The sequence below is a fragment of the Sphingomonas sp. Leaf230 genome (assembly GCF_001421745.1).
Classification (GTDB): Bacteria; Pseudomonadota; Alphaproteobacteria; order Sphingomonadales; family Sphingomonadaceae; genus Sphingomonas.
In genome coordinates this window covers 353,386-377,018 of record NZ_LMKW01000010.1, presented here as the reverse complement: position 1 = coordinate 377,018, position 23,633 = coordinate 353,386, and the positions used below count along the sequence as shown (strand labels likewise).

The window sequence follows — 23,633 nt, the reverse complement described above, 5'->3', positions numbered from 1 at the left end:
GCGAATGCGGTTGCAGACTCGGGTGCGCGTTAGTTTCGCCGTGCGATCGCTTGGGATAGCGCCACCACCGCTGCCTCCGCCACAACCCCACCAGCATTCCCCGACGCCATGATTGCGCGCTCGGCAGTCCGGACGCGCTGGATCGCGGTGGCGAGCATCACCGGCGACCAGCGGCGCAAGGACCGCGCGGTGCTGGCCTCTTCCTTGAAGAACACGCGGTGGCGTTTCATGACCGCGTCGACCGCTTCACCGCGGTCGATTTCGCCACGCATATCGGCGAGCGCGATCAAGCGGCGGACGAGTTGGCGGAGCCACGGGATCGGCGAGGTGCCGGCTTCTTCGAGCACCGCGAGTTCGGCGCCGAGATCGTCGACCCGGCCTTCGATGACCGCATCGATCGCACGGCTCATTTCCGCATCGCCGAGGTCTGCGCCGACCGCATCGAGTGCGTGGTGATCGAGGTCCGCAGGCCGATCGGGTGCGGCGTCGAGGTATAGCGCGAGCTTCTCGATCTCTCGCGAAATGACGGCGCGGTCGCCGCCGGTCGTATCGACGAGGCGGCGGGCGACGCCGGGGGCGGGGCGGAGGCCGTTCTCGTTGGCGATCGTCGTCGCGAGGCGTTCCGCGTCCTGCGCGGTCGGGGCGTAGCAGGCGAACGCCATCGCGCGCGGGGAGTCGATCGCGAGCTTGACGATCTTGGCGGTGGATTTGACGGTCGGGGCGATCGCGACGACCGGGTTGCCGACGCGTTCGGCTGCGAGGAGGTTGGTGAAGGCTTCGAGGCTTTCCTCGCCGGCCGACGCGACGCGGACGAACCGGGCCCCGGCGAACAACGATAGCGAGGCGGCTTCGTCGGTCAGCCGACCAGGGTCGCTTTTGAGCGTCGAGCCGTCGAGATCGACGCGTTCGGCATCCGCGCCCATCGCCTTGGCCAGTACGCGGGCAAGGTCGCTTGCGCCGGCCTCGTCGGGGCCGTGGAGCAGGTACAGGCGGATGTCGCCGCCCGGTTTGGCCAGCGCACCGCGGATCTGGCCGGCGCTGGCCTTCACTTGGCGGGCGGAGTGGCCTGCGCCGCGGCGACCGCAGGCGTGTTGCGCGCATACAGCGCAACGCGCGCGACGATTTGGTCGGCGACGATCTGCGACAGGCGTTCGAGCGCGGTGTTCTCGGCGGCGATCGTCGCATATTCGGAGCGGACGACGTCGATGCCGGCGTCGGAGCCGGCGGTCGCGTCGAGCAACACCGAGTTGTCGCCGATCCGCACGAGTTGGTAGCGCGCGCGCAACGTGCGGCGTTCGCGCGAGACGCTGTCGTCGGTGCGGACGCCGAGGCCGCTGATCGTGTCGTCGAGGCGGATGTCGATCCGGTAGAGCGCCGGTGCGCCGTTCGAGGGCAGGCGGTCGCGCAGCGCGGTGGCCATCAGCCAACCGTTCTTCCCCGCGATCGGTGCGATCTCAACCTGGCCGAGCGCGCCCGCGACCGGACCGCTGCTGCCGCCCGAGTAGAGCGGGTGCAGGCCGCAGCCGGACAGCGCAGGGGCCAGCGCGAGCGCGCCAAGGATCGCTAGGCGCTTCATGCGACGATGTTCACGAGACGGTCGGGCACGACGATCACTTTCCGGGGCGGCTTGCCCTCGAGCAGGCGGACGATCTTCTCGGAGGCGAGCGCGGCGGCTTCGACCTCATCCTTCGGTGCGCCCTTGGGGAAGACGAGCGTGTCGCGCAGCTTGCCGTTGACCTGCACCGCGATCGTGACCTCGTCGTCGACCAGCATCGCCGGATCGACGATCGGCCACGCGGCGTCGGCGATCAGGCCGTCGTTGCCTGCGGTCGCCCAGGCTTCCTCGGCGACATGCGGGACCATCGGGCTGACCAGCAGCAGCAACGTGCGGATCGCCTGTTCGCGGTCTGCGGAGGGCGCCGCCTTCTCGATCGCGCTGCACAGGCTGTAAAGCCGTGCGACTGCCTTGTTGAACTGCAAGGCGTTGATATCGCTCTCGATACCGACGGTCGTGCGGTGGCAGAGTTTGCGTAAGGCGATGTCTTCGCCCCCGGCCTTGGCGGCATCGTCGGACTCGATCAGGCGCCAGAGACGCTGGACGAACCGCCACGCGCCTTCGATGCCGGACTCGCTCCAGGGGAGATCGCGCTCGGGGGGCGAGTCGGAGAGCACGAACCAGCGCACCGCGTCTGCGCCGTACTGGTCGACGATCGGCTCGGGATCGACGGTGTTCTTCTTCGACTTCGACATTTTCGTCACGCGACCGACCGTCACGGGGCCTCCGGTCGCGATCTCGATATATCCCGCATCAGTCTTGCGGACCTCGTCGGGAGACAGCCACTTCGTCTTCACCGGTGCGTCGCTCGAATCGTCGTCGTCGGTGTCGACCTCCGGCTGCACGTCGCCGGCGTCGCCTCGGCTATACGTCTCGTGCGTGACCATGCCTTGCGTGAACAGCCCGGCGAACGGCTCGGCGATGTCGAGCATGCCGATATGCTTCAGCGCGCGCGTCCAGAAGCGGGCGTAGAGCAGGTGCAGGATCGCATGCTCTACGCCGCCGATATACTGGTTGACCGGCAGCCACTTCTCCGCACCCGTCCGGTCGAACGGTTTGGCGTCCGGTTGGCTGGCGAAGCGGATGAAATACCACGACGAATCGACGAACGTGTCGAGCGTATCGGTCTCGCGCCGGGCAGGGCCTGCGCAGGACGGGCAGGGGACGTGCTTCCAGGTCGGATGGCGATCGAGCGGGTTGCCGGGAACGTCGAAGCTGACGTCCTCGGGCAGGACGATCGGCAGTTGGTCCTTGGGCACCGGCACCGCGCCGCATGCGTCGCAGTGGATGATCGGGATCGGCGTGCCCCAGTAACGCTGGCGGCTGACGCCCCAGTCACGCAGGCGGAACACGGTCGTGCCCTTGCCCCAGCCTTCGCCCTCGGCGCGCTCGATCACGACGCGCTTGGCGTCCTCGATGTCGAGCCCATCGAGGAAGTGCGAGTTCACGATCGTGCCGGCGCCGGTCCAGGCGGTGTCGCCGACGAACACGGGGGCCTCGTCATCGCCTTCGCTGACGACGCGCTTGACGGGCAGGTCGTATTTGCGCGCGAAATCGAGATCGCGCTGGTCGTGCGCGGGGACGCCGAACACCGCGCCGGTGCCGTATTCCATCAGCACGAAGTTCGCGATGTAGACGGGAAGGTGCCATGTCTTGTCGAGCGGATGCACCGCGCGAATGCCGGTGTCGAAGCCGAGCTTTTCCTGCGTGTCGAGTTCGGCCGCGGTGGTGCCGCCACGCTTGCAGAGTTCGATGAAGGCTGCGGCGTCGGGGTTCGTCTCGGCGATGGCGCGCGCGATCGGGTGATCGGCTGCGACCGCGACGAAGCTGGAGCCGAACATCGTGTCGGGGCGGGTGGTGAACACCTCGACGCTCTCTATTCCCCTTCCGCTTGCGGGAGGGGTCAGGGGAGGGGAGGCATCCTCGGACGCTGCCGCGTTCGTGTCAGGCCCTCCCCCGACCCCTCCCGCGAGCGGGAAGGGAGCAGTGAGGTCGAACTTGAACTGCAGGCCTTGGCTGCGGCCGATCCAGTTCTCCTGCATCAGCTTGACCTTGTCGGGCCAATGCTCGAGCGCGCCGAGGCCGTCGACCAGTTCGTCGGCGAAGTCGGTGATCTTCAGGAACCACTGTGACAGTTTCCGCCGCTCGACCAGCGCGCCCGAGCGCCAGCCGCGGCCGTCGATCACCTGCTCGTTGGCGAGCACGGTCATGTCGACCGGATCCCAGTTTACCGCCGATTCCTTGCGATAGACGAGGCCGGCCGCGAACAGGTCGAGGAACAGCGCCTGCTCATGCCCGTAATATTCAGGCTCGCACGTTGCCAGCTCGCGCGTCCAGTCGAGCGCGAAGCCCAGCCGCTTCAGCTGCGCCTTCATCGTCGCGATGTTGGCGCGCGTCCAATTGCCCGGATGGACGCCCTTTTCCATCGCCGCGTTCTCGGCGGGCATGCCGAACGCGTCCCAGCCCATCGGATGGAGCACTTCCATGCCCTTCATCCGACGGAACCGCGCGAGCACGTCGCCCATCGTGTAGTTCCGGACATGCCCCATGTGGATGCGCCCCGACGGATAGGGGAACATCTCGAGCACGTACGATCGCGGCTTGGTCGACAGGTCGTCGGCGGCGAACGTCTTGCGCTCGTCCCAGACCTTCTGCCACGCCGCGTCCGCCTTCAACGCATTGAAACGCGACGCCATTATATCAGTCCTCAGCCCGCGATCGAGGCGCGGCGCAGGTCGCGGGCCTTGGTCAGGATGATGTCCTCAAGCTTCTGCGTGGTCGCGGCCTGCACCGGCGACGAGACCCACTGGCCGTTGCGGTTGACTTCGCGAAGGGCAGCGACACGCAGCGCATCGGCGCGCAGATCCTGGTCGAGGATCGAGACGGTGACCTTCATGCGCTCGGTCGGGGTCTGCGGGTTGATGTACCAGTCGGTGACGATCACGCCGCCGTTGGAATCGGTCTGCAGCAACGGCATGAAGCCCAGCGTGTCGAGGCTGGCGCGCCACAGATAGCTGTTCACGCCGATCGTCGTGATCTTCGACGCGGCGAGATCCGCCTTGGGACGCGCCGATCCGCCGCCGCAAGCGACGAGAGGCAGGGCAAACAGCACGACTGCGATACGCGAGCGGCGGAACATGGGCATCATCCTGGCAAGAAAATCAGCCCTTGCTCTACAGGCGAGCCCGCGCGCCCGCAAGCAGACGCCGGCGTGCGCGACGAGCGTATGCGCGGGGGCGGCCCCGACTGGGAGAGCAACCGATTCGGTAGCGCTATCGCGGCGATCTGTGTGCTGATTGCAACACTGTCCGACAATTCGGCGACGAAGGGTGGGAATGGGCGGTTCTGCGGCCTTTGCTGTGGATCAATTCATGTTAGATGCGGTTTAACAGGATCCGATTACGGGATTCGAAGGACAGATTCGTTGTGATGACGCGTGGGGGAATAGTTGGGGTGGTTGCCGGGGCGCTTGTCGCCACCGCCGCAATCGTCGCGCCTGCCTTCGGCGCCAGCGAACAGCCCGCCCGGATCGCCAAGCATAACGTCGCCGCGGTTCGCGGTATCGGATCGTTTACGCCGGCCGCTGCCGACCCCCGCCTTGCCGCGATGTTCGCGCGCGGTGGCTTCGACGCCGGCAGCTTCAAGTTCACGCCCGCCGAAACTCGGCAGGACAACCGGGCGGTGACCGTTGCGGTCCGTGCGCAGACCAACCGCGGTGTCGCCAACACGGCCAGCCTTGCTTCGACCACGCCGACCGTCGGTATTGCGCCGATCGCCTACAACCTTGGCATGTCGGTCGGCTGGAAGCGATTCGCGATCTCGGGTGACGTGAACAAGCTCGATCTCGGCGTGATGCCGGGTGGGCGTGAGGCGGCTGACCTTGCGGTGAGCTATAGCGCCAAGCGCTTCAGCGGGACGGTGAAGGCTGCGGCGGATCGTCCGCTGTCGAGCGCACCGCGGCTTGTGGAAGATGCGCCGAGCTATTCGGTCGATCTTGGCGGGTCTTACGCGTTGACGCGTAGTCTCGCGGTGACGGCTGGCGTGCGGTATCGGTCGGATCGCGAGCGTTTCGTGAAGGTCGATGACGACCGTCGTGACAGCCAGGCCGTGTATCTGGGCACCGCCTTCCGCTTCTAGGCGTCCGACGCAGCTAGGCTCGTCGGAAATCAAGACTGATCGTCGCGAGCTGGATCCGAGGGGCGCAGCTCTCCCTTCCCGTCATCCTGACGAAAGTCAGGATCCAGTGCCATGAGACCCAGCGATCGATTACTCTGCATCCTGACTTTCGTCAGGATGACGGCGTACTATAGGCAGCCAGGCATCTATCGCGGCCCAGCCGTGGAAGCCGAACCGCCGGATGCGCCGCCAGTGCGAATCGGTCATTCCGCCTAGCGCGATCATTGGTATCCCAAGTCCTCTTCCGAACCGCATAGCCTGCGCCGAGCCGATGCCGGCCGTGCCGTCGTGCGACCGGGAGGGATGGATCGGCGACACAAACAGGGCAGCAGCTCCGGCGCGCTTACCAACCAAGGCCTCGCCCCTCGAATGCGCTGGCCAGGTTCTGATCCCGTGAGTCCGTGCCCGACCATGCACCCCGTTGGCGTCGATCGTAGACTTTCCGGCCACTACCACGGTCAACCGTCGTGCGTGCGCGACGCGAATAACCCGCCGCAGCAATTCCCGCCGTTCCCGCGCAGGGGTAGCATAATGCCGAAACACCACGCCGGATCCCGGCGGCAATCGCCTGAGCGCAGGCCACAAGGCGTCGCCCATCCGCTCGTCGGTCATCAGCCAGCGCGCGGGAATGGGGTTACGACGGGCCACGCCGCTGCCTATAGCGCGCCGCATGATTGCTGACGACACCACCAAATTGCAGGCCATCCGCAGCCGGATCGCCAAGGCCGCCGAGATCGCCGATCGCCGCGCGGACGACGTGACGCTGATCGCGGTCTCCAAGACGCATCCGGTCGAGGCGATCGAACCGCTGCTCGTCGAGGGTCAGCGCGTGTTCGGCGAGAATCGTGTGCAGGAAGCGTCCGAGAAATGGCCGGCGTTGCGTGAGAAATATCCCGACGTCGAACTGCACCTGATCGGCCAGCTTCAATCGAACAAGGCGGCCGAGGCGGTGGCGTTGTTCGACTGCATCCACGCGGTCGATCGCCCGTCGCTGGTCGCCGCGCTGGGCAAGGCGATGGAGGCGAGCGATCGTCGGCCGGACTGCTTCCTTCAGGTCAACATCGGCGACGAGCCGCAAAAGGGTGGCTGCGCGATCGCCGACCTGCCGGCGCTGGTAGAACAGGCGCGCGCCGCCGGCCTGCCGATCGCCGGGCTGATGTGCCTGCCGCCTGCGGACATCGAGCCGGCGCCGTATTTCGCGCTGCTGGCCAAACTCGCGCGCGATCACGGGTTGACCGGCCTCAGCATGGGCATGTCCGACGATTTCGAGACCGCGGTGACGATCGGCGCGACTCATGTCCGGATCGGCAGTGCGTTGTTCGGCGCGCGGGGGACGGGCGCGTGAGCATTGCGGTTCGGTTCGACGCGCTGTTGTTCGATTTCGACGGGGTTTTGATCGACAGCGAAGCCTTCGGCAACCGCCACATTGCCGAATGGCTCACCGCTGCGGGGCACCCGACCAGCGCCGAAGATTCGATGGCGAACTTCATGGGGCTCGCCGGGCCGCAGTTCATCGACGCGGTCGAGCGCTGGATCGACCGACCGCTCCCCGAGGAGTTCTACGCCGCGCGGAAGGCCGAGGACGAGCGCGTGATGGCGGCTGGCGTCGACGCGATCGAGGGCGCGGTGGCGTTCGTGCGCTCGCTCCCTGCCGACTTGCCCAAGGCGATCGTGTCGTCGAGCCCGGTCTCGTGGATCGCGCGGCATCTGGAGCATATCGGCTTGCGCGATGCGTTCGGCGATCACCTCTATAGCGGCCGCGAACACGTGACGAACGGGAAGCCCGCACCCGACCTGTATCTGTTCGGCGCGCGGCAGTTGGGCGTCGATATTGCGCGTACGGCTATCCTGGAGGATTCGCCGGTGGGTGCGACGGGGGCCGTGGCTTCGGGGGGCTATGTCATTGGTTTGTCGGCGGGATCGCATTGCAATGCCGAGCATGGTGCTCGGCTGAAGGCGATCGGTGTTGACGCGCTGGCGGAGAGCTTCGACGACGTGGCGCGGTTGATTGGAAGCATTTGATCGGAGCCCTGGGGTCTCCTGCCTCCTTGTTCTCCCGCGAAGGCGGGAGCCCAGCCTGGGTCCCCGCCTTCGCGGGGAAACAAACTAGACGACGGCCAAGCGTGCTCCGCTCGACCAGCGTGGAGGCGATGATCGCTTAGCCAACCCGCTTCCGCCGCCAGATCGCACCGATCCCCGCGACCAGATCATACGGGATTGCCGCCGCTTCCCGCGACCGCATTTTGAGCTGGTACTGTCGGCTGCCGCCATGCGGCACGTGGATCGCGCTTGCGGGCATGCCGAGCATCGCGAACAGCATGCGAATGCGGGGCTGGTGATAGCCATCGGTGCAGATCATGCACTGCGCATATTGGCCCGCGCGCGCGAAGGCGGTCGCGGCGACGACGCTTTGCAACGTGTCCACGCTGGCTTCGTCGAGATGGATCCGCGACCGGTCGACCGTTTCTGCCAGCACATCCGCCATCACCGAGGCTTCCGAAGGCCCATGCGTGCCCTTCGCGCCCGAGCAGAACAGGTCCGCATCGACGTAGCGCGCCGCCGCCGCCGCTGCGAACGCGATGCGGCGGGCGAGGGTGGGGCTTGGGTTGCCATCGGGACGAACCGCCGCGCCGAACACCACGATCAGGCGCCGTGAGGGAGGAATGTCGGTCAGAACTGATGCCCCGTGCGATCGCGCTTGGTCGCGAGATACTGCGCGTTGTGCGGGTTCGAGGGGAGGAAATGCGGCACGCGTTCGATCACCGTCACGCCCGCCGTTTCGAGCCCGGCGACCTTGGCGGGGTTGTTGGTCAGCAACCGCACCTCACGCTGTCCGAGCAGCGTCAGCATCCGGGCCGCCACACCGAAATCGCGCGCATCGACTGCGAACCCGAGCCGCGTGTTCGCATCGACTGTGTCGAAGCCTTGGTCCTGCAACGCATACGCGCGCAGCTTGTTGACGAGGCCGATCCCGCGGCCTTCCTGTCTCAGATACAGCAGGATGCCCCATCCGCCATGCTGGATCGCGTGGATTGCGGCGTGCAACTGTGGCCCGCAGTCGCACTTTAGGCTGCCGAGCACGTCGCCCGTAAGGCACTCGCTGTGGAGGCGGACGAGCGGCGGCTGGCCGTTGGGTTGGCCGATCAGCAGCGCGATGTGCTCGTCCGCGCTTTCGGGGCTGCGGAAGGCGACGATCTCCGCATCCTCCGCGCCCTCGACCGGAAGCCGCGCGCGTGCCGCGAGCGTCAGGCGGTTCGCGTCTTCGTGTGCGTCGATGTCTGCGCGGGCGATGCGGACCTCGGGTTCGCCGGTGCCGAGGAAGAACGCCGGCAGCAATCCCGCGATCCGGGCAAGTCGCAAGGCAGCTGCCGCCGCGTCCGGATCGGCGAGCGGGAGCGTCTGGAACGGACCCTTGAGGGGGGTGGCCAAGTCGAATTGCGGATCGGCCAGCGCGGTCGCGGCGGCAAAGTCGATCCAGGGGGCGCGATCGACGAGTACGGGCTCGGTCGGATCCGCGGCCGCGAGCTGGTTCGCGAGCTTCAACGTCGCAGCACGCCCCGACGAGATCAGTACGCCGCCATTCGCGTCGGGATCGAACGCCGCCAACCGCTCGGCATCCGCCGTCTCGACCGCGAGCAGCACTAGCCCGTCGATCGCGATCGGCCAGCCGCGCCTGAGCGCGTCGACCGCGCGGGCGGCGGCGCGGGGATTGCTCAAAACGCGAACTCGGTCATGATCGGGACGTGGTCGGACGGCTTCAGCCAGCTCCGGCAGCGTTCGTAGACGTGGTGCGACACCGCGGCTTCGGCGGCGGCACCGGTTGCCCACATATGATCGAGCCTTCGCCCGCGATCCGAGGCCGCCCAATCCTTGGCGCGGTAGCTCCACCAGGTGAACAGTCGGGCGGGGGCGGGGTGGAAATGGCGGCCGAGATCGACCCAGTCGCCTGCCGCCTGCAACTTGCCGAGTGCCTCGACCTCGATGGGGGTGTGGCTGACGACGTCGAGCAGCTGCTTGTGGCTCCAGACGTCGGATTCGAGCGGGGCGATGTTGAAGTCGCCGACGAGGATTGTCGGGCCGGGCAGTGTTTCGGACCAGGTCGTCATGCGGTCGATGAAGTCGAGTTTCTGGCCGAATTTGGGGTTCACCTCGCGATTGGGGACATCCCCGCCGGCGGGGACGTAGACGTTTTCGAGCCGTACGCCGTTCTCGAGCCGCACGCCGATGTGACGCGCCTCGCTGTTCGCCTGCCAGTCGAAGCGGTCGTCCTCGACGATCGGGACTCGGCTGAGGATCGCGACGCCGTGGTGCATGCGCTGGCCGTGCAGGACGATGTGCTCGTAACCAAGCGCGCGGAACGCCTCCAACGGGAAGTCGCCGTCGATGACCTTGGTCTCCTGCAGGCACAGGATGTCGGGCTGCTCGTCGCGCAGAAACTGTTCGACGATGGCGATCCGAAAACGGACCGAGTTGATGTTCCAGGAGACGATCTTCACCGGCGCGATGTAGCGTTGCGGGGGGGTGGGGACAAGGAAGCGGGTGCGGACCTTGAAGAAGGGAGAAGGCGCCATCGGCAAAGCCGCTGTCGTCGACCGGGCTTTGCCCGTCGGCCGCGCTTGAGCGAGTCAGGCAAATCTTTTTGCCTGCCGCTCTACGCGAATGACCCCCGCTCCGGGGGCATGGAGCGAGGGCCGACTCAGCGTTCGTCACGCAGGCGAGAGGTGAGGAAACCATCCGGGCAACAGGGGGAAAAATCCCGAATGCCCCACATCCGCGAGCCACTCTCTAGGGGGCCGAACCTGTCGCTTGCATGAATGACACAAATTTTATGTTATTTTCTTACACCCGTGCGGCGCGGATCGTTCCAGCGGAAGCTGTTGTCGCTGACAGGTTCGCCGAACTTCTGGTTGGTCAGGCGGATCGTCGTGCGGTTGTTCTGGCTGTCGAGCGCGACCCAGCCCTGCAGCATCAGCCCGCCCGGCGCACTCGCGTTGCGGACGAAAACCAGCGTGATCCGGCCATATTCGGGATGCTTCGGATCGTTCGCCTCCACCGACACGATCCGCTGGTCGTAGCCGGGAACGAGTTTCGCATACCGCGTGATGTCGCGGGTCGGATCGAGCAGCACGCCGAGCGGCGAGTTCTTGATCGGCCAGCGCTGCACCTGCTTCACCGAATAATCGATGAAGGTCAGCGCGCCGCCCTCCGCGACGATCAGGATCGGCACGCCCTTCTCATACTGGAAACGCAGCTTGCCGGGCTTCTTCAGCGTCAGCACGCCGGTCAGCACCTTGCCATTGCGATCCGCCTGCGAGAAACTGGCGGTCATCGTCTCGACCGATTGCAGGTGCTTCTGCACGGCGGCCAAGTCACCAGTCGCCTGCGCGGCGATCGGCGCAGGCACGGCGGCGACGGACAGAGCGGCGATCGTCGCGATCACCGCGGGGCGGGTATTGAACATCGAAATCTCCTCAAGGCGCGACCGTTGCCCGCCTGCGCTTGAACCGCCACTGAATTCGGCGGGTTCCGTCAGGGCGCGCGGACTACAGCGTAATCGCGCCCTTCAGTCCGAGCACCGCGACGTCGTTTGCGTCGTGCACGCCGCCGGGGTTGTGGATGAACTGCACGTTCGGGCGCAACTCGAGCCACTTGGTCGGATGCACGCTGTAATAGATCTCCGACGCGTACTCCGCATCCTGCACCGCGGGCCGCGCCGGATCGAGTTCCTGGCCCTTCGCCACGCGCCCGTTCACGTTGGTCCGCGCCACGCCAAAGCCGAGGATGTCGTTCGGCCGCCACGGCACCAGCCCCTTGTAGAACAGCCCCGCGGCGATCTGGTTGTCGGTGGTCGAGGTGGCACGATCGGCCTGCGTCGCGTTGAGGAACACGCTGAGCCCGGTGACCGACTTGCCGTCCTTCGAGGTGCCGGTGACCTGTTGCTGGATGTTGAAATACACCCCGTAGCGCGCGCTGCGGCGGAGCGGTTCGAGCCCGGTGATCGCGATCGGCCGGCGGTTCAGATCGTAGAACACGTCGTCGCCGTTCGAGGTGTTGACCCAGCCGCCGACCTTGTACGCGCCGACCCGGCCGTCGTCATCGCCGCGTCGCCATTCGGCCTCGACGGGGATCAGAGCGCCGGTCGCGCCGTGGAAATGGCCGATCACGAAGTCGTTATCGAGGTTGCGCGGGTTCACTTCGTAGGCGGCGGTCTTCAGTGTCAGGTGATCGTTGACGTCGTAGCGCAACCGCGCCCCCCATTGGCTGATTGGCCAGTTCTGCCAGTAATCGCCGTTCAGATTGCCCGGCGGCGCACCGCAGAAGCTGAGGTTCTGGAAATAGCACGAGAAGGACGCGAAATCCTCGCCCGGATTGGTTCGGCCGATCTTGAGTTCGAGCTTTTCGCCGAGCATTTGCTCGTACCAGAATTGCGTCAACCGGACGGTCTGCCCGCGGCCGTACACTTCCTGCACCTGTTGCAGCACGCCGAGATTGGCGTCCGCACCCAGATCGCGGCCACGGCGGTAGGTAACGGTCGCCTGGAACGCGCCGCCCCTAAGGCCGACGACCTTGTCGAGATCGAGCAGCACGCCGACGTCGAACTGGCCGGTCTCGCGCAGCAGCTTCCGGTCACCGCCGGAGAAATTATACGCGCTTTCCGAGGCATAGCGTGCGCTGAGCCCGATGCCGCGATCGGCCAGACGTTTGCGGATATCGAACCAGTCGGCGAACAGGCCAGGCGGCGGTGTACGCTGCGTATCGGCGGTCAGCGCGGAGGGCGACAGATCGCTGTCACGGCGCACGCCGGAGCGCGGGCGGTGCTGCGTGTCGGTCGCACTGCTGCCGGGGGTCTGCTTGGCGGTGTCCTGCGCGGAGACCTGACCGGGTAGGGCGAGCGCCACCGCTGCCGCTGCACAGAACCGCCGATACCCCATCACGCCCACCTGTTTTTCGGAACTTGTATCAGCCCCGTATACCGAGCGTCGGCGGTCCGAAACCCTCGACAAGCCAAAGGGACTTTAGGAATCCTCCCCCGCCAGGGGGAGGTGGCTGGCACTTGCCAGACGGAGGGGGAGGGGGCGACAACGTAGGTTCCGTGTCCTCCCCCTCCGACACCTGCGGTGCCACCTCCCCCTGGCGGGGGAGGATCGATCCGACCTTAGATCGCATGCCCCTCGGTATCGCGCAGCACTTCGCGGCGGCCGACATGATCCGGGCGGCCGACGATGCCGTCTTTCTCCATCCGCTCGATTAACCGCGCGGCCGAGTTGTAGCCGATCCGCAACTGCCGCTGGAGCCACGAGGTCGACGCCTTCTGCGACTCGCACACCAGCTGGATCGCCTGGCGATATTGCTGGTCTTCCGCGGAATCCTCACCGGTCGGCGAGCCCTCCAATGCGAAGCTCTCCTCGGGCTCCTCGGTAACGGAGGAGATATAATCCGGCAGCCCCTGCGAGCGCCAGTGATCCGCCACCAGCCGCACTTCGTCGTCGGTCACGAACGGGCCGTGGACGCGGACGATGCCCTTGCCGCCCGGCATATACAGCATGTCGCCCTTGCCGAGCAGCTGCTCCGCGCCCTGCTCGCCGAGGATGGTGCGCGAATCGATCTTCGAGGTGACGTGGAAGCTGATCCGCGTCGGCAGATTGGCCTTGATGACGCCGGTGATGACGTCGACCGACGGCCGCTGCGTCGCCATGATCAGGTGGATGCCCGCCGCGCGCGCCTTCTGCGCGAGCCGCTGGATGAGGAATTCGACCTCCTTGCCCGCGGTCATCATCAGGTCGGCGAGCTCGTCGACGATCACCACGATCTGCGGCAGCACGTCGTATTCGAGCTTTTCCTCCTCGTACATCGGCGCGCCGGTATCCGGGTGATAGCCCGTTTGCACCTTGCGCCCGAGCGGCTGCCCCTTGGCCTTCGCGCCGCGCACCTTGTCGTTGAAACCCGCGAGACTGCGCACGCCGACGGAGGACATCTGGCGATAGCGATCCTCCATCGTCTCGACCGCCCATTTCAGCGCGCGCACCGCCTTGGCCGGGTCGGTCACCACAGGCGACAACAGATGCGGAATGTCGTCGTACATGCTCAGTTCGAGCATCTTCGGATCGATCATGATCATCCGGCACTGGTTCGGCGTCAGCTTGTAGAGCAGCGACAGGATCATGCTGTTCAGGCCGACCGACTTACCCGAGCCGGTGGTGCCCGCGACCAGCAGATGCGGCATCGGCGCGAGATCGGCGATCACCGAATCGCCCGCGATGTTCTTGCCGAGGATGATCGGCAGCTGCGCCGACTGGTCCTCGAACGTCTGGCTGCCGACGAGTTCGTGTAGGCTCACCGCCTCGCGCCGCGCATTCGGCAGCTCGATACCGATCACGTTGCGCCCCGGAATAACCGCGACGCGCGCGGAGATCGCGGACATGTTGCGCGCGATGTCGTCGGCGAGCGCGATGACGCGGCTCGCCTTGATACCCGGCGCAGGTTCGAGTTCGTACATCGTCACGACCGGGCCCGGCCGCACCTCGATGATCGATCCCTTGACGTGGAAGTCGTCGAGCACGTTCTCGAGCAGCCGCGCGTTGCGCTCCAGCCCCGCCTTGTCGATCACATTGCCCTGGCTCGGCGGCGACGGCGTCAGCAGGTCGAGGCTCGGCAGCGTGAAATTGTCGCGCAGGTCGAGCGACGACTGGCGCTCCTTGGGCTTGGCCTGCGACGGTGCGTTCTGGCGGTCCGCGATGACGGGAGCGGGACGCGGGTCGGGCTCGGCGACCGCGCGCGGCTCGACCGGTTTGCGCGTCAACGTCAGCGGTTCGTCGTCGTCCTCGTCGATCTCCGCAAAGCCGTCATAGCCAAGCGCTTCGGTGCGATTGCGGCGGGGCAGGCGCCATTTGCGCTCGCCGAGATCGATCTCGATGCTCTTGCCCCAGACGATCGCGCCGGCGATCGCGGCGACCAGCCCGATCGCGCGCGCGGACCAGAGCTCGGCGACCGGCTGGCCGATGAAGCTCAACGCCCAGTGTACTGCGCTGGAGACCGACAGGCCGATCACGCCGCCCCAGCCGGCTGGGAGCGCCAGCACCGACGTGCCGGACACGAACGCCAGCGCGCTCGCCATCAGCGCGACGCCGATCGCCGCGCCGCGCACCATCCGCACCCAATGCCCGAGCGGCGCGTCACGCCACAGTCGCATGCCCAGAATCGGCCCGATCGGCAGCAGCAACGCGACCGCGGGTCCGAACAGCGTGAGCGCGATATCCGCGAACCATGCACCCGGCGGCCCGACCAGGTTGGCGGGGTCGCCGCCCGATGCGGTGTTGAGCGCGGGGTCGCTCGGGTGATAGCTCGCCAGCGCCAGCGCCATCAGCAGCGTGCCGACGAACAACGCGATCGCCGCGATCAGCGCGCCGCTGCGGACGGCACCCGCCTTCACCGTCTCACGCCACAAGGCTGGCTGCGCGCGGCTGGCCATGACCCGTATTCTCCAGATTCACTTTGATAGTGATCTTGCATCGCGCTGGGTTGCTCGGACGTCAAGCAACCACGCTGAAACACGGGTTAAACCGCGTCGGGAACGTCGTTGGCAGCGACCCGCGGTCGGGATAAAGCGGCGGCATGGACACAGATGTAATCATCCTCGGTGGCGGGCTGGTCGGCGCGACGCTCGCCGTGGCGCTCGACGTGCACGGCATCTCGACGATCGTGATCGACCCCGCCGACCCGGCGGTGACGCTGGCGCCGGGCTTCGACGGCCGCGCCTCTGCGGTGGCGAGCGCGAGCCACCGGATGCTCGACGCGATCGGCATCGGCGCGACGCTGGCAGGGCAGGGCTGTGCGATCCGCCAGATTCGGGTGAGCGATGGCCTCGAACCCGGCGCGCTCGATTTCGTCCCCGCCGCGGACGATGGCGCGCTTGGCACGATGTACGAGAACAAGCTGCTCCGCCGAGCGCTGTTCGACGCCGCGACCGTCGCGCCGCATGTCGACCTCCGCATGAAGACGCGCGCGACGTCGGTCGACCGTGCCGAATCGGGCGTCACCGCCACGCTGGACTCGGGCGCCGTCATTCGCGCGCCGCTGTTGATCGCCGCGGAAGGCCGCAACTCGCCGACGCGCGAAGCCGCGGGGATCACGATCGCCCGCTGGTCGTACGAGCACACCGCGATCATCGCCGCGTTCCACCACGAGCGTTCGCACGAGGATGTCGCGTACGAGATCTTCTACGCAAGCGGCCCGTTCGCGCTGCTCCCGCTGCCGGACGATGCCGATGGCCACCGCTCCGCGATCGTCTGGACGGTCGACGCGAAGAACGCCCCCGGCATGCTCAAGCTCGGCGACCGCGCGTTCCTGGCCGAAGCGGAAAAGAGCATGGGCGGTTTCCTCGGCGCGCTATCGATGGCGACACCGCGGTCTAGCTACCCGCTCGGCTTCCACCACGCCGCGCGGATCACCGACCAGCGTCTCGCATTGGTCGGCGACGCCGGCCACGGCATCCACCCGATCGCCGGACAAGGCCTCAACCTCGGCTTCCGCGACGTCGCGACGCTCGCCGAAGTGCTGGTCGAGGGCAAGCGGCTCGGCCTCGACCTCGGCGACGCGGCGCTGCTCGCGCGCTACCAGCGCTGGCGCGGGCTCGACACGTTCATGACCGCCGCCGCCACCGACACGCTCACCCGCCTGTTCGGCCTCCCCGGCAAGACTGCCAGCGCCGTCCGCCGGTTCGGCATCAGCGCCGTCAACGCGATCCCGCCGCTCAAGGACAGCTTCATGGCGGAGGCACGCGGTGAAAGCGGCGATCTCCCGAAGCTGTTGCAGGGTCTCAAGATCTGAGACGGGCGATCTGCCGCTGATCAGCGGCAGCGCTCTGTCACGACGATCTCACCAACTGGACCCCGACCTCCACTGGAAAAATGCGTCTGTTCTACCGCGAGAGGCACTTACCGTATTGGCGGCCGGAATTAGGTGAGCGTTTCAAACCGCCCCACGTAACTCCAGCGCCCGCGCAAACACCGCGTCGAACATCTCCGCCGTCAGTACGCCCGTATTCACGTTGTACCGCGAGCAATGGAAGCTATCGATCAGCACGCGACCATCGGGCATGACATGCTCGGCACCGTGTGCGAACCGCGCCTTCGGCAACCGCCCGCCGAGCATCTTCACCGCCGACTGATGCGCGATATGCCCCAGCGCCACGAACACCCGCGCACTAGGCACCGCATCCGCCTGCGTCTCGAGGAATGGGCGGCAGGTGCGGATTTCCTCCGGCGTCGGCTTGTTCTCGGGCGGCAGGCACTTCACCGCGTTGAGGATGATCGCGCCGTCGAGCGCCAGCCCGTCCTCGGCCTTCGCACCATATGTCCCGGTCGCAAGCCCGAACCGCCCAAGCGTCTCGTACAGGAACTGCCCTGAATAATCGCCGGTGAACGCGCGGCCCGTGCGGTTCGCGCCATGCTTACCCGGCGCGAGGCCGATGATGCCGAGCCACGCGGCCGGATCGCCGAACGCAGGGACCGGTGCGTTCCACCATGTCGGGAACTCGGTCCGCAACTGCTCGCGCACCGCGACGAGCCGCGGGCAGAGGGGGCAGTCGTGTGGCGGCTCGGTCTCGGGCAGTGCGGAGACCGGCGCAAAGACGGTCGTGACGTCGATGTCGCCGGCGAGTTCGTCGGCCGAGTCGATCGCGTGCTCGGGAAGCTCGGTGCTGTAAGGTGTGGAATCCATGGGATTGCGCTAGGCGGACCAAATGTCGCCTGCAACCCCGCTCCCGACGATCGCGCCTGCCGCAACGACTTACGCGATCGCGCTCGGCTCCAACCGACGCGGACGTCACGGCGCACCAGCGCGCGAGATCGCCGCCGCGCTGGAAGCGCTCGGCGATGTCGTCATACGATCGCCGACCGTCGCGAGCGCTCCACTAGGTCCCTCGAACCGCCGCTACGCCAACGCCGTCGCGTTGATCGAGACGGCTGAAGATCCCGCCACGCTGCTCGTCCGCCTGAAAAGTATCGAACGCGCATTCGGCCGTCGCTCGGGACGCCGCTGGGGCAGCCGCGTGCTGGACCTCGACATCGTCCTGTGGTCGGGCGGCGCATGGTCGTCACCCGGCCTCACCGTACCGCACGCGGCGTTCCGAGAACGCGGGTTCGTCCTCGCCCCCCTCGCAGGGCTCGTCCCGACATGGCGCGATCCGCTCACCGGCAGAACGATCCGGCAATTGGCGCAATCGGTTGACCGAAAGCGGCCACGCGATTAGGTGCGCGGTCCACGATGGCGGGGGTCCGTAGCTCAGTTGGTAGAGCAAGCGACTTTTAATCGAGAGGTCCCGGGTTCGAGCCCCGGCGGACCCACCATCGATGCCTCGGGCGATGCGCCGAGCAGGCGGCGGCATGTCCCGGCGATTCTTGCGGGCGCCTCGGTCGCCGCGGTCGGCATCATCTTCATCCTGCTGGTCGGTCTCGCGGTAGATCATTGGCCGTTCGCGTTCGACCGTGCGATCATCCTCGGCCTGCGCGCATGGCACGGGCCGTCCTGGCTGCCGAACGTCGCGATAGACGTCACCGCGCTCGGCGGCGGCATCGTGCTGACGATCGTCGTGGCCGTCGTCACGGGCCTGCTGGTCGTCCAGCGGCTATGGCTGACCGCGCTGGCGATGCTCGCATCCAGCATCACCGGGGGAGTGATCGTCGATTTCGTCAAGGCGCAGGTCAACCGCCCGCGGCCCGATATCGTCGAGCACCTCGTCACCGTCTCGAACATGAGCTTCCCGAGCGGGCATTCGGCGAACAGCGCGATCGTCTATCTCACGCTCGCCGGCCTCGCCTCGCAGGTGACTCGGGACCGTGCGACCCGAGCGTATCTGCTCGTCGTCGCGATCCTGCTGGTCGGCGCGATCGGCTGCAGCCGGGTGTATCTCGGCGTCCACTGGCCGAGCGACGTGCTGGCCGGGTGGAGCTTCGGCACGCTCTGGGCGCTCGCCTGGTGGCTGGCCACCGCCCGCGCGCGACGGGCGATCGGCGGCGAGCGCCACGCGTTCGGCACCCCGCCCGCCGATCCGCCCCCCGATCTGTCCGCGTCCTAGCGGCCCTTCTCGGCGAGCGCCCGCTCCCATGCCAGCGCATCGCGGACGATGCCGTCCAGATCGGCATGGCGCGGCGTCCAGTCGAGCGTCTCCAGGATCGCGCGATTGTCCGAGATCAGCATCGCCGGATCGCCCGCGCGACGCCCTTCGAGGCGACGTTCGATCGTCCGGTTGGTAACCTTGTCGACCGCATCGAGCACCTCGAGCACCGAGAAGCCCTTGCCATAGCCCGCGTTGAGCGTGTGGCTCTTGGCGGGGTCCGCGACCAGGACTTCCAGCGCGGCGACATGCGCGGCGGCAAGGTCGGTGACGTGGATGTAATCGCGCACGCCGGTGCCGTCGGGGGTGTCGAAGTCGGTGCCGTAGACGCCTACCGCGTCGCGCTTGCCGGTCGCCGCCTCGACCGCGATCTTGATCAGGTGGGTGGCACCGACCGTCGACTGGCCGCTGCGCCCCTGCGGATCGGCGCCGGCGACGTTGAAGTAGCGCAATGCCGCATAGTTCATCGGATGCGCCGCGGCGACGTCGCGCAGCATTGCCTCGGTCATCAGCTTCGACATGCCATACGGGTTGATCGGCACGGTCGGATCGCCCTCGGCCACCGGCACCTTCTCGGGCGTGCCGTAGGTCGCGGCGGTCGACGAGAAGATGAAGTGGGCCACGCCCTCGACGACCGCGCTCTCGATCAGCGCGCGGCTGGCGGCGGTGTTGTTGCGGTAATATTTGAGCGGATCGCTGACCGATTCGGGGACCACGACCGAGCCGGCGAAATGCATGATCGCGCGGACGTTGTGCTCGCGGATCGCCGCGCGGACCTTGGCATCGTCGGCGACGTTCGCTTCGACGAGTGCGGCACGAGGATCGACCGCCCAGTCGAACCCGGTGACCAGATTGTCGAGCACGACGACCTCGTATCCCGCATCGAGCAACGCCAGCACTGCGTGGCTGCCGATATAGCCGGCCCCGCCAGTCACCATAACCTTACCGTCAATCACGCGCGTCTCCTCTTTGTTGCGGGGTAGCGACTTCCTACATTGGCGGAAAGGAGATCGTTATGACGGATTATGTAACGCTGGCCGGCGGCTGCTTCTGGTGCACCGAGGCTGTGTTCAAGGACGTGATCGGCGTCGAGTCGGCCGAGAGCGGTTATATCGGCGGGCATGTCCCTGACCCGACGTACAAGCAGGTGTGCGGTGGCGACACCGGCCATGCCGAGGCAATCCGCATCGGCTTCGACCCGGAGCAGTTGAAGCTCGGCGACCTGCTCGACATCTTCTTCGCGACGCATGACGCGACGACGCTGAACCGGCAGGGCAACGATGTCGGCACGCAGTATCGCTCGGCGATGTTCCCGGCGGACGATGCGCAGAAGGCCGAGATGGAAGCAGCGCTGGAGCGGGCTCAGGCGGATTCGCCGAAGCCGATCGTCACGACCATCGAGCCGATGGACACCTGGTACGAGGCCGAGGGCTATCACCAGGATTACTGGGAAACCTCGGGCCGCTCGAACCCGTATTGCATGGCGGTGATCCCCCCCAAGCTGCAGAAGCTCCGCAAGAGCTTCGCCGCAAGGTCGAAGGCGGCAGTGAACGCGTAGATTGGACCGATAGCCGTTCCCCCGCGGAAGCGGGGGCCCAGCTAAATACCTTCATCCGACCTGACTCCTGGACCCCTGCGTGCGCAGGGGAACGGACTATCGATGTGCGGCACGGCGCAAGCGGTCGTTGATCGCTTCGCCGATGCCTTCAGGCGGGATCGGCGCGATGGCGATCGTTGGACGTTCATTCGCATCGGCAGCGTGGAGCAGATCGAACAGCTTCGCCGCCGCTTCGACCAGGTCCCCCGATGCGGAAAGGGTCACGTCGCCCGCCACTTCGCCGAAACCGATCAGCCATTCGTTCGACGCTGCCTCGGTAGCATTTAACCGCAGCAGCTTCTTGGGAGCATAGTGGCTCGCAAGCTGCCCCGGAGCGATTATCCCACCGTCACTCCCCCCCGGCGAAGGCCGGGGCCCAATTGGGGGACGGTTATGCTTGGCGTTGCGCGCAGTTATCTCAGACGTTTCAATTGGGCCCCGGCCTTCGCCGGGGGGGGGCTGTTCACCGGGGGGGTGGTGGAGTTGCGCCAGAAGCGCCTCCGCCGTCACCGGCCCCGGCCGCAACACCGTCCGCCCAGCCACGATCGTCGACTCCAACCCAGCCTCGGTAGCCCCGTCGTCGAGGATCAACGGTACGTTCCCCCCCAAGCTTCCCGCAACATGCCCGGCGGTAGTCGGACTGATCCCCCCGCTCGCATTGGCCGAAGGCGCCGCCAAAGGCCGCCCCGACGCCGCAATCAACCCCTGCATCGCCCGATGCCGCGGCACCCGGATCGCGATCGTATCCAACCCCGCCGTCACCAGCGCAGCGATCCCCGAATCCCCCCTTACCGGCAGCACGAGCGTCAAAGGCCCCGGCCAGAACGCCGCCGCCAACGCCCGAGCATCCGCATCGAACACCGCAATCCGCTCCGCCGCCGCCAAGTCCGCCACATGCACGATCAGCGGATTGAAACTCGGCCGCCCCTTGGCTGCGTAAATCCGCGCCACCGCCTCCGCGTTGGTCGCGTCCGCGGCAAGCCCATACACCGTCTCGGTGGGCACCGCGACGATGCCGCCATCGCGAATCAGCGCAGCGGCTTCGGCGATCGCGGCCGTGCCGTAGGGTAAAATTCGAGGGTGTGGACGGGTCATTCCACAGGCGTATAGCGGGTCCAAACCGTAGCGATAAGAGGATGCGATGGCCTTCACTCCAGCAACCACCGAACAGCGTTTCGTGCTCGACCATGTCGTGCGGATCGGCGAGATCGCCGCGACCGAACGCTATGCCGCCGCCAGCGACGATGTCGTCGACGCGGTCCTCGAAGGCGTGGGGCAACTGGCGTCGGGCGAGTGGGCCCCGCTCAACCGAACCGGCGATACCGTCGGCGCGAAATGGACCCCAGACGGCGTGGTCATGCCCGACGGCTTCGCGCAGGCGTACAAGGATTATGTCGAAGGCGGCTGGGGCGGAATCGGCGTCGAGGAGGAATGGGGCGGGCAGGGCCTGCCGTTCGCGATCCAGACCGCGGTGCTCGACACATTGGGCTCGGCCAACATGGGCTTCGCGCTCTGCCCGACGCTTACCGTCGGCGCGATCGAGGCGCTCCAGCATCACGGCAGCCCCGAGCAGCAGGCGCTCTACCTCCCCCATCTCGCGACCGGCGAATGGACCGGCACGATGAATCTCACCGAGCCGCAGGCCGGCTCCGACGTCGGCGCGCTCCGTGCCACGGCCACCCCGCTCGGCGACGGCAAATGGAGCATCAAGGGCACCAAGATCTACATCTCGTTCGGCGATCACGACATGGCACCGAACATCGTCCACCTCGTCTTAGCGCGGACCCCCGGCGCCCCCGCGGGCACGAAGGGCATCTCGCTGTTCCTCGTCCCCAAGTTCCGCCTCCAGGAAGATGGCACGCCGGGCGAGTTCAACGACGTCCGCGTCGTCTCGATCGAGCACAAGATGGGCCTCCACGCGTCCCCCACCTGTGTCTTGAGCTTCGGCGACAACGACGACTGCATCGGCGAACTGATCGGCGCCGAGCTCGGCGGCATCCGCGCGATGTTCACGATGATGAACAATGCGCGATTGAACGTCGGCCTCCAGGGTGTGCAGGTCGCCGAGGGTGCGACGCAGGGCGCGGTAGCCTATGCGCTCGACCGCGTGCAATCGGCGCGCGCCGGCTCGCCGAACAAGGACTCGGTTAAGATCGTCGAGCATCCCGACGTCCGCCGCATGCTGATGCGGATGAAGGCGCAGACCCAGGCGGCGCGCGCGCTCGTCTACTACGCGGCGGGGCAGGTCGACCGCGCCAACCTCGGCGATTGTGCCGCGCGCAACCGCCTCGAACTCGTCACGCCGCTCGCCAAGGCGCACGGCACCGATCTCGGCAACGAAGTCGCGTCGCTCGGCATCCAGGTCCACGGCGGCATGGGCTATGTCGAGGAAACCGGCGCCGCGCAGTATTTCCGCGATGCCCGCATCACGCCGATCTACGAGGGCACGAACGGCATCCAGGCGGCGGACCTGGTTGGGCGGAAACTCGGCCTCGACAATGGCGGCGCGTTCGCCACACTGATCGCCGACATCCGCGCTGAAGCGAAGGACGAGCGGCTCCTGGCGCTGGTCGACGCGTGCGAAGCGATCGGTCGTAAACTCGCCACCGCGGACGCGGACGACAAGCTCGCCGCGAGCTACCCCTTCCTCACGATGCTGTCGGTCGCCACCTGCGGCTGGCTGATGGAGCGGCAGGGCGGCGTCGCCGGCACCGACGACTTCGGCCGGATGAAGGCGGCAGCGGTGCGCTTCTACCTCGACCAGATCGTCCCCGAGGCGATGGGCCTCAACGCCGCTGCCAACGCCAGCGCGGCAGTGCTGTACTCGATCGAGCCGGAACTCTTCGCGGCCTGATCTCTCGCGGGCCCGTCTTCCCCCCCCGGCGGAGGCCGGGGCCCAATTGGGGGACGGTCGCGATCAGCGCGGTCCTCGGTTACATCCGACGTTCCAATTGGGCCCCGGCCTCCGCCGGGGAGGTAGCTAGTGGGAAGGCGGTACAGGCTGTCGCGGAGGGGCACCCGGGCGGCCCCCTCGATCCTCCCCCGCAAGGGGGAGGTGGCACCGAAGGTGACGGAGGGGGAGGAACACGCAACGAAAGTGGCCCTTCCGCCCCCTCCGTCTGCCAAGCGCCAACCACCTCTCCCTGACGGGGGGGATCGAGAGGGACGCCTCTGTTCGCGACAGCCCCAAA

General features: G+C 67.0%; 22 protein-coding genes and 1 tRNA gene. 9 read left to right on the top strand and 14 right to left on the bottom strand.

Features of this window, described 5'->3' with window-relative positions:
* Positions 1 to 29: 29 nt before the first annotated feature.
* The 4 genes from holA to ASE82_RS13735 are packed head-to-tail and all read right to left on the bottom strand — an operon-like array spanning position 30 to position 4,694.
* Positions 30 to 1,049: a DNA polymerase III subunit delta gene (gene holA, locus ASE82_RS13750; protein ID WP_056053835.1), complete on the bottom strand. Its 1,020-nt coding sequence runs from the start codon at positions 1,047 to 1,049 to the stop codon at positions 30 to 32.
* Positions 1,046 to 1,576: an LPS assembly lipoprotein LptE gene (gene lptE, locus ASE82_RS13745; protein WP_056064318.1), complete on the bottom strand. Its 531-nt coding sequence runs from the start codon at positions 1,574 to 1,576 to the stop codon at positions 1,046 to 1,048. The genes holA and lptE overlap by 4 nt, the downstream gene beginning before the upstream one ends.
* Positions 1,573 to 4,251 carry a leucine--tRNA ligase gene (gene leuS / locus ASE82_RS13740; protein ID WP_056064315.1) on the bottom strand — a complete coding sequence of 893 codons (2,679 nt, stop codon included), beginning with the start codon at positions 4,249 to 4,251 and terminating at the stop codon, positions 1,573 to 1,575. The genes lptE and leuS overlap by 4 nt, the downstream gene beginning before the upstream one ends.
* An 11-nt stretch (positions 4,252 to 4,262) precedes the next feature.
* Positions 4,263 to 4,694, bottom strand: coding sequence for a DUF3576 domain-containing protein (locus tag ASE82_RS13735; RefSeq protein WP_056053843.1), 432 nt, complete (start codon positions 4,692 to 4,694; stop codon positions 4,263 to 4,265).
* A gap of 290 nt (positions 4,695 to 4,984) precedes the next feature.
* On the opposite strand from ASE82_RS13735, the gene ASE82_RS13730 reads away from it, so the two are divergent.
* Positions 4,985 to 5,692: a hypothetical protein gene (locus ASE82_RS13730; RefSeq protein ID WP_192976718.1), complete on the top strand. Its 708-nt coding sequence runs from the start codon at positions 4,985 to 4,987 to the stop codon at positions 5,690 to 5,692.
* 129 nt (positions 5,693 to 5,821) lie between these two features.
* Here ASE82_RS13730 and ASE82_RS18990 read toward each other — a convergent pair whose 3' ends face one another.
* The gene (locus tag ASE82_RS18990; RefSeq protein ID WP_235524719.1) at positions 5,822 to 6,328 is read right to left on the bottom strand and encodes a thiamine phosphate synthase; all 507 of its coding nucleotides are present in this window, start codon (positions 6,326 to 6,328) and stop codon (positions 5,822 to 5,824) included.
* Between the two features lie 73 nt (positions 6,329 to 6,401).
* Between ASE82_RS18990 and ASE82_RS13725 the strand changes: the two genes are divergently transcribed.
* Together ASE82_RS13725 and ASE82_RS13720 are read left to right on the top strand one after the other, a co-directional pair.
* Positions 6,402 to 7,076 carry a YggS family pyridoxal phosphate-dependent enzyme gene (locus tag ASE82_RS13725; protein WP_056064314.1) on the top strand — a complete coding sequence of 225 codons (675 nt, stop codon included), beginning with the start codon at positions 6,402 to 6,404 and terminating at the stop codon, positions 7,074 to 7,076.
* Positions 7,073 to 7,753, top strand: a complete 681-nt coding sequence (locus ASE82_RS13720) for an HAD family hydrolase (RefSeq protein ID WP_200910722.1) — start codon at positions 7,073 to 7,075, stop codon at positions 7,751 to 7,753. The genes ASE82_RS13725 and ASE82_RS13720 overlap by 4 nt, the downstream gene beginning before the upstream one ends.
* A gap of 136 nt (positions 7,754 to 7,889) precedes the next feature.
* Here the strand turns inward: ASE82_RS13720 and ASE82_RS13715 are convergent, their stop codons facing one another.
* From ASE82_RS13715 to ASE82_RS13690, 6 genes are all read right to left on the bottom strand, one after another.
* The gene (locus ASE82_RS13715; protein ID WP_056064309.1) at positions 7,890 to 8,372 is read right to left on the bottom strand and encodes a YdcF family protein; all 483 of its coding nucleotides are present in this window, start codon (positions 8,370 to 8,372) and stop codon (positions 7,890 to 7,892) included.
* A 29-nt stretch (positions 8,373 to 8,401) separates the two neighbouring features.
* Positions 8,402 to 9,448 carry a GTP cyclohydrolase II gene (gene ribA / locus ASE82_RS13710; RefSeq protein ID WP_056064307.1) on the bottom strand — a complete coding sequence of 349 codons (1,047 nt, stop codon included), beginning with the start codon at positions 9,446 to 9,448 and terminating at the stop codon, positions 8,402 to 8,404.
* Positions 9,445 to 10,227, bottom strand: coding sequence for an exodeoxyribonuclease III (locus ASE82_RS13705; RefSeq protein ID WP_056064788.1), 783 nt, complete (start codon positions 10,225 to 10,227; stop codon positions 9,445 to 9,447). The genes ribA and ASE82_RS13705 overlap by 4 nt, the downstream gene beginning before the upstream one ends.
* A 335-nt stretch (positions 10,228 to 10,562) precedes the next feature.
* Complete coding sequence (locus tag ASE82_RS13700; protein WP_056064304.1) at positions 10,563 to 11,192, bottom strand: LolA family protein; 630 nt, start codon at positions 11,190 to 11,192, stop codon at positions 10,563 to 10,565.
* Positions 11,193 to 11,274: 82 nt separating this feature from the next.
* Positions 11,275 to 12,663, bottom strand: coding sequence for a carbohydrate porin (locus ASE82_RS13695; RefSeq protein WP_056064302.1), 1,389 nt, complete (start codon positions 12,661 to 12,663; stop codon positions 11,275 to 11,277).
* 224 nt (positions 12,664 to 12,887) lie between these two features.
* The gene (locus ASE82_RS13690) at positions 12,888 to 15,200 is read right to left on the bottom strand and encodes a DNA translocase FtsK (RefSeq protein WP_056064299.1); all 2,313 of its coding nucleotides are present in this window, start codon (positions 15,198 to 15,200) and stop codon (positions 12,888 to 12,890) included.
* Positions 15,201 to 15,343: 143 nt separating this feature from the next.
* Here ASE82_RS13690 and ASE82_RS13685 point away from each other — a divergent pair, with 143 nt between their 5' ends.
* Positions 15,344 to 16,558 carry a UbiH/UbiF/VisC/COQ6 family ubiquinone biosynthesis hydroxylase gene (locus ASE82_RS13685; protein ID WP_056064296.1) on the top strand — a complete coding sequence of 405 codons (1,215 nt, stop codon included), beginning with the start codon at positions 15,344 to 15,346 and terminating at the stop codon, positions 16,556 to 16,558.
* A 141-nt stretch (positions 16,559 to 16,699) separates the two neighbouring features.
* Here the strand turns inward: ASE82_RS13685 and ASE82_RS13680 are convergent, their stop codons facing one another.
* Positions 16,700 to 17,449 carry a uracil-DNA glycosylase gene (locus ASE82_RS13680; protein ID WP_082441501.1) on the bottom strand — a complete coding sequence of 250 codons (750 nt, stop codon included), beginning with the start codon at positions 17,447 to 17,449 and terminating at the stop codon, positions 16,700 to 16,702.
* Between the two features lie 22 nt (positions 17,450 to 17,471).
* Here ASE82_RS13680 and folK point away from each other — a divergent pair, with 22 nt between their 5' ends.
* The 3 genes from folK (at position 17,472) to ASE82_RS13665 (ending at position 18,806) form a co-directional block, all read left to right on the top strand.
* A complete protein-coding gene (folK, locus tag ASE82_RS13675; protein WP_056064293.1) occupies positions 17,472 to 17,981 on the top strand; it encodes a 2-amino-4-hydroxy-6-hydroxymethyldihydropteridine diphosphokinase in 510 nt (169 codons plus the stop codon).
* A 21-nt stretch (positions 17,982 to 18,002) separates the two neighbouring features.
* Positions 18,003 to 18,078 (top strand) — tRNA-Lys (locus ASE82_RS13670).
* Between the two features lie 227 nt (positions 18,079 to 18,305).
* The gene (locus ASE82_RS13665; RefSeq protein WP_082441500.1) at positions 18,306 to 18,806 is read left to right on the top strand and encodes a phosphatase PAP2 family protein; all 501 of its coding nucleotides are present in this window, start codon (positions 18,306 to 18,308) and stop codon (positions 18,804 to 18,806) included.
* On the opposite strand, the gene galE is transcribed toward ASE82_RS13665, so the two are convergent.
* Positions 18,803 to 19,801, bottom strand: coding sequence for a UDP-glucose 4-epimerase GalE (galE, locus tag ASE82_RS13660; RefSeq protein ID WP_056064291.1), 999 nt, complete (start codon positions 19,799 to 19,801; stop codon positions 18,803 to 18,805). The two genes, ASE82_RS13665 and galE, sit on opposite strands and share 4 nt — an antisense overlap.
* Positions 19,802 to 19,860: 59 nt before the next feature.
* Between galE and msrA the strand changes: the two genes are divergently transcribed.
* A complete protein-coding gene (msrA, locus tag ASE82_RS13655) occupies positions 19,861 to 20,403 on the top strand; it encodes a peptide-methionine (S)-S-oxide reductase MsrA (RefSeq protein ID WP_056064289.1) in 543 nt (180 codons plus the stop codon).
* A gap of 96 nt (positions 20,404 to 20,499) precedes the next feature.
* On the opposite strand, the gene ASE82_RS13650 is transcribed toward msrA, so the two are convergent.
* Positions 20,500 to 21,537: an L-threonylcarbamoyladenylate synthase gene (locus ASE82_RS13650; protein ID WP_056064286.1), complete on the bottom strand. Its 1,038-nt coding sequence runs from the start codon at positions 21,535 to 21,537 to the stop codon at positions 20,500 to 20,502.
* A gap of 46 nt (positions 21,538 to 21,583) precedes the next feature.
* On the opposite strand from ASE82_RS13650, the gene ASE82_RS13645 reads away from it, so the two are divergent.
* Complete coding sequence (locus tag ASE82_RS13645) at positions 21,584 to 23,296, top strand: acyl-CoA dehydrogenase (protein ID WP_056064283.1); 1,713 nt, start codon at positions 21,584 to 21,586, stop codon at positions 23,294 to 23,296.
* Positions 23,297 to 23,633 lie beyond the last annotated feature (337 nt).

Coding starts and splice junctions, on each gene's coding strand:
- lptE (WP_056064318.1), bottom strand. CDS start 1,576: ATGAAGCGCCTAGCGATCCTTGGCGCGCTCGCGCTGGCCCCTGCGCTG.
- leuS (WP_056064315.1), bottom strand. CDS start 4,251: ATGGCGTCGCGTTTCAATGCGTTGAAGGCGGACGCGGCGTGGCAGAAG.
- ASE82_RS13735 (WP_056053843.1), bottom strand. CDS start 4,694: ATGTTCCGCCGCTCGCGTATCGCAGTCGTGCTGTTTGCCCTGCCTCTC.
- ASE82_RS13730 (WP_192976718.1), top strand. CDS start 4,985: ATGACGCGTGGGGGAATAGTTGGGGTGGTTGCCGGGGCGCTTGTCGCC.
- ASE82_RS18990 (WP_235524719.1), bottom strand. CDS start 6,328: ATGGGCGACGCCTTGTGGCCTGCGCTCAGGCGATTGCCGCCGGGATCC.
- ASE82_RS13725 (WP_056064314.1), top strand. CDS start 6,402: ATGATTGCTGACGACACCACCAAATTGCAGGCCATCCGCAGCCGGATC.
- ASE82_RS13700 (WP_056064304.1), bottom strand. CDS start 11,192: ATGTTCAATACCCGCCCCGCGGTGATCGCGACGATCGCCGCTCTGTCC.
- ASE82_RS13695 (WP_056064302.1), bottom strand. CDS start 12,663: ATGGGGTATCGGCGGTTCTGTGCAGCGGCAGCGGTGGCGCTCGCCCTA.
- ASE82_RS13690 (WP_056064299.1), bottom strand. CDS start 15,200: ATGGCCAGCCGCGCGCAGCCAGCCTTGTGGCGTGAGACGGTGAAGGCG.
- ASE82_RS13685 (WP_056064296.1), top strand. CDS start 15,344: ATGGACACAGATGTAATCATCCTCGGTGGCGGGCTGGTCGGCGCGACG.
- ASE82_RS13680 (WP_082441501.1), bottom strand. CDS start 17,449: ATGGATTCCACACCTTACAGCACCGAGCTTCCCGAGCACGCGATCGAC.
- folK (WP_056064293.1), top strand. CDS start 17,472: ATGTCGCCTGCAACCCCGCTCCCGACGATCGCGCCTGCCGCAACGACT.
- msrA (WP_056064289.1), top strand. CDS start 19,861: ATGACGGATTATGTAACGCTGGCCGGCGGCTGCTTCTGGTGCACCGAG.
- ASE82_RS13650 (WP_056064286.1), bottom strand. CDS start 21,537: ATGACCCGTCCACACCCTCGAATTTTACCCTACGGCACGGCCGCGATC.
- ASE82_RS13645 (WP_056064283.1), top strand. CDS start 21,584: ATGGCCTTCACTCCAGCAACCACCGAACAGCGTTTCGTGCTCGACCAT.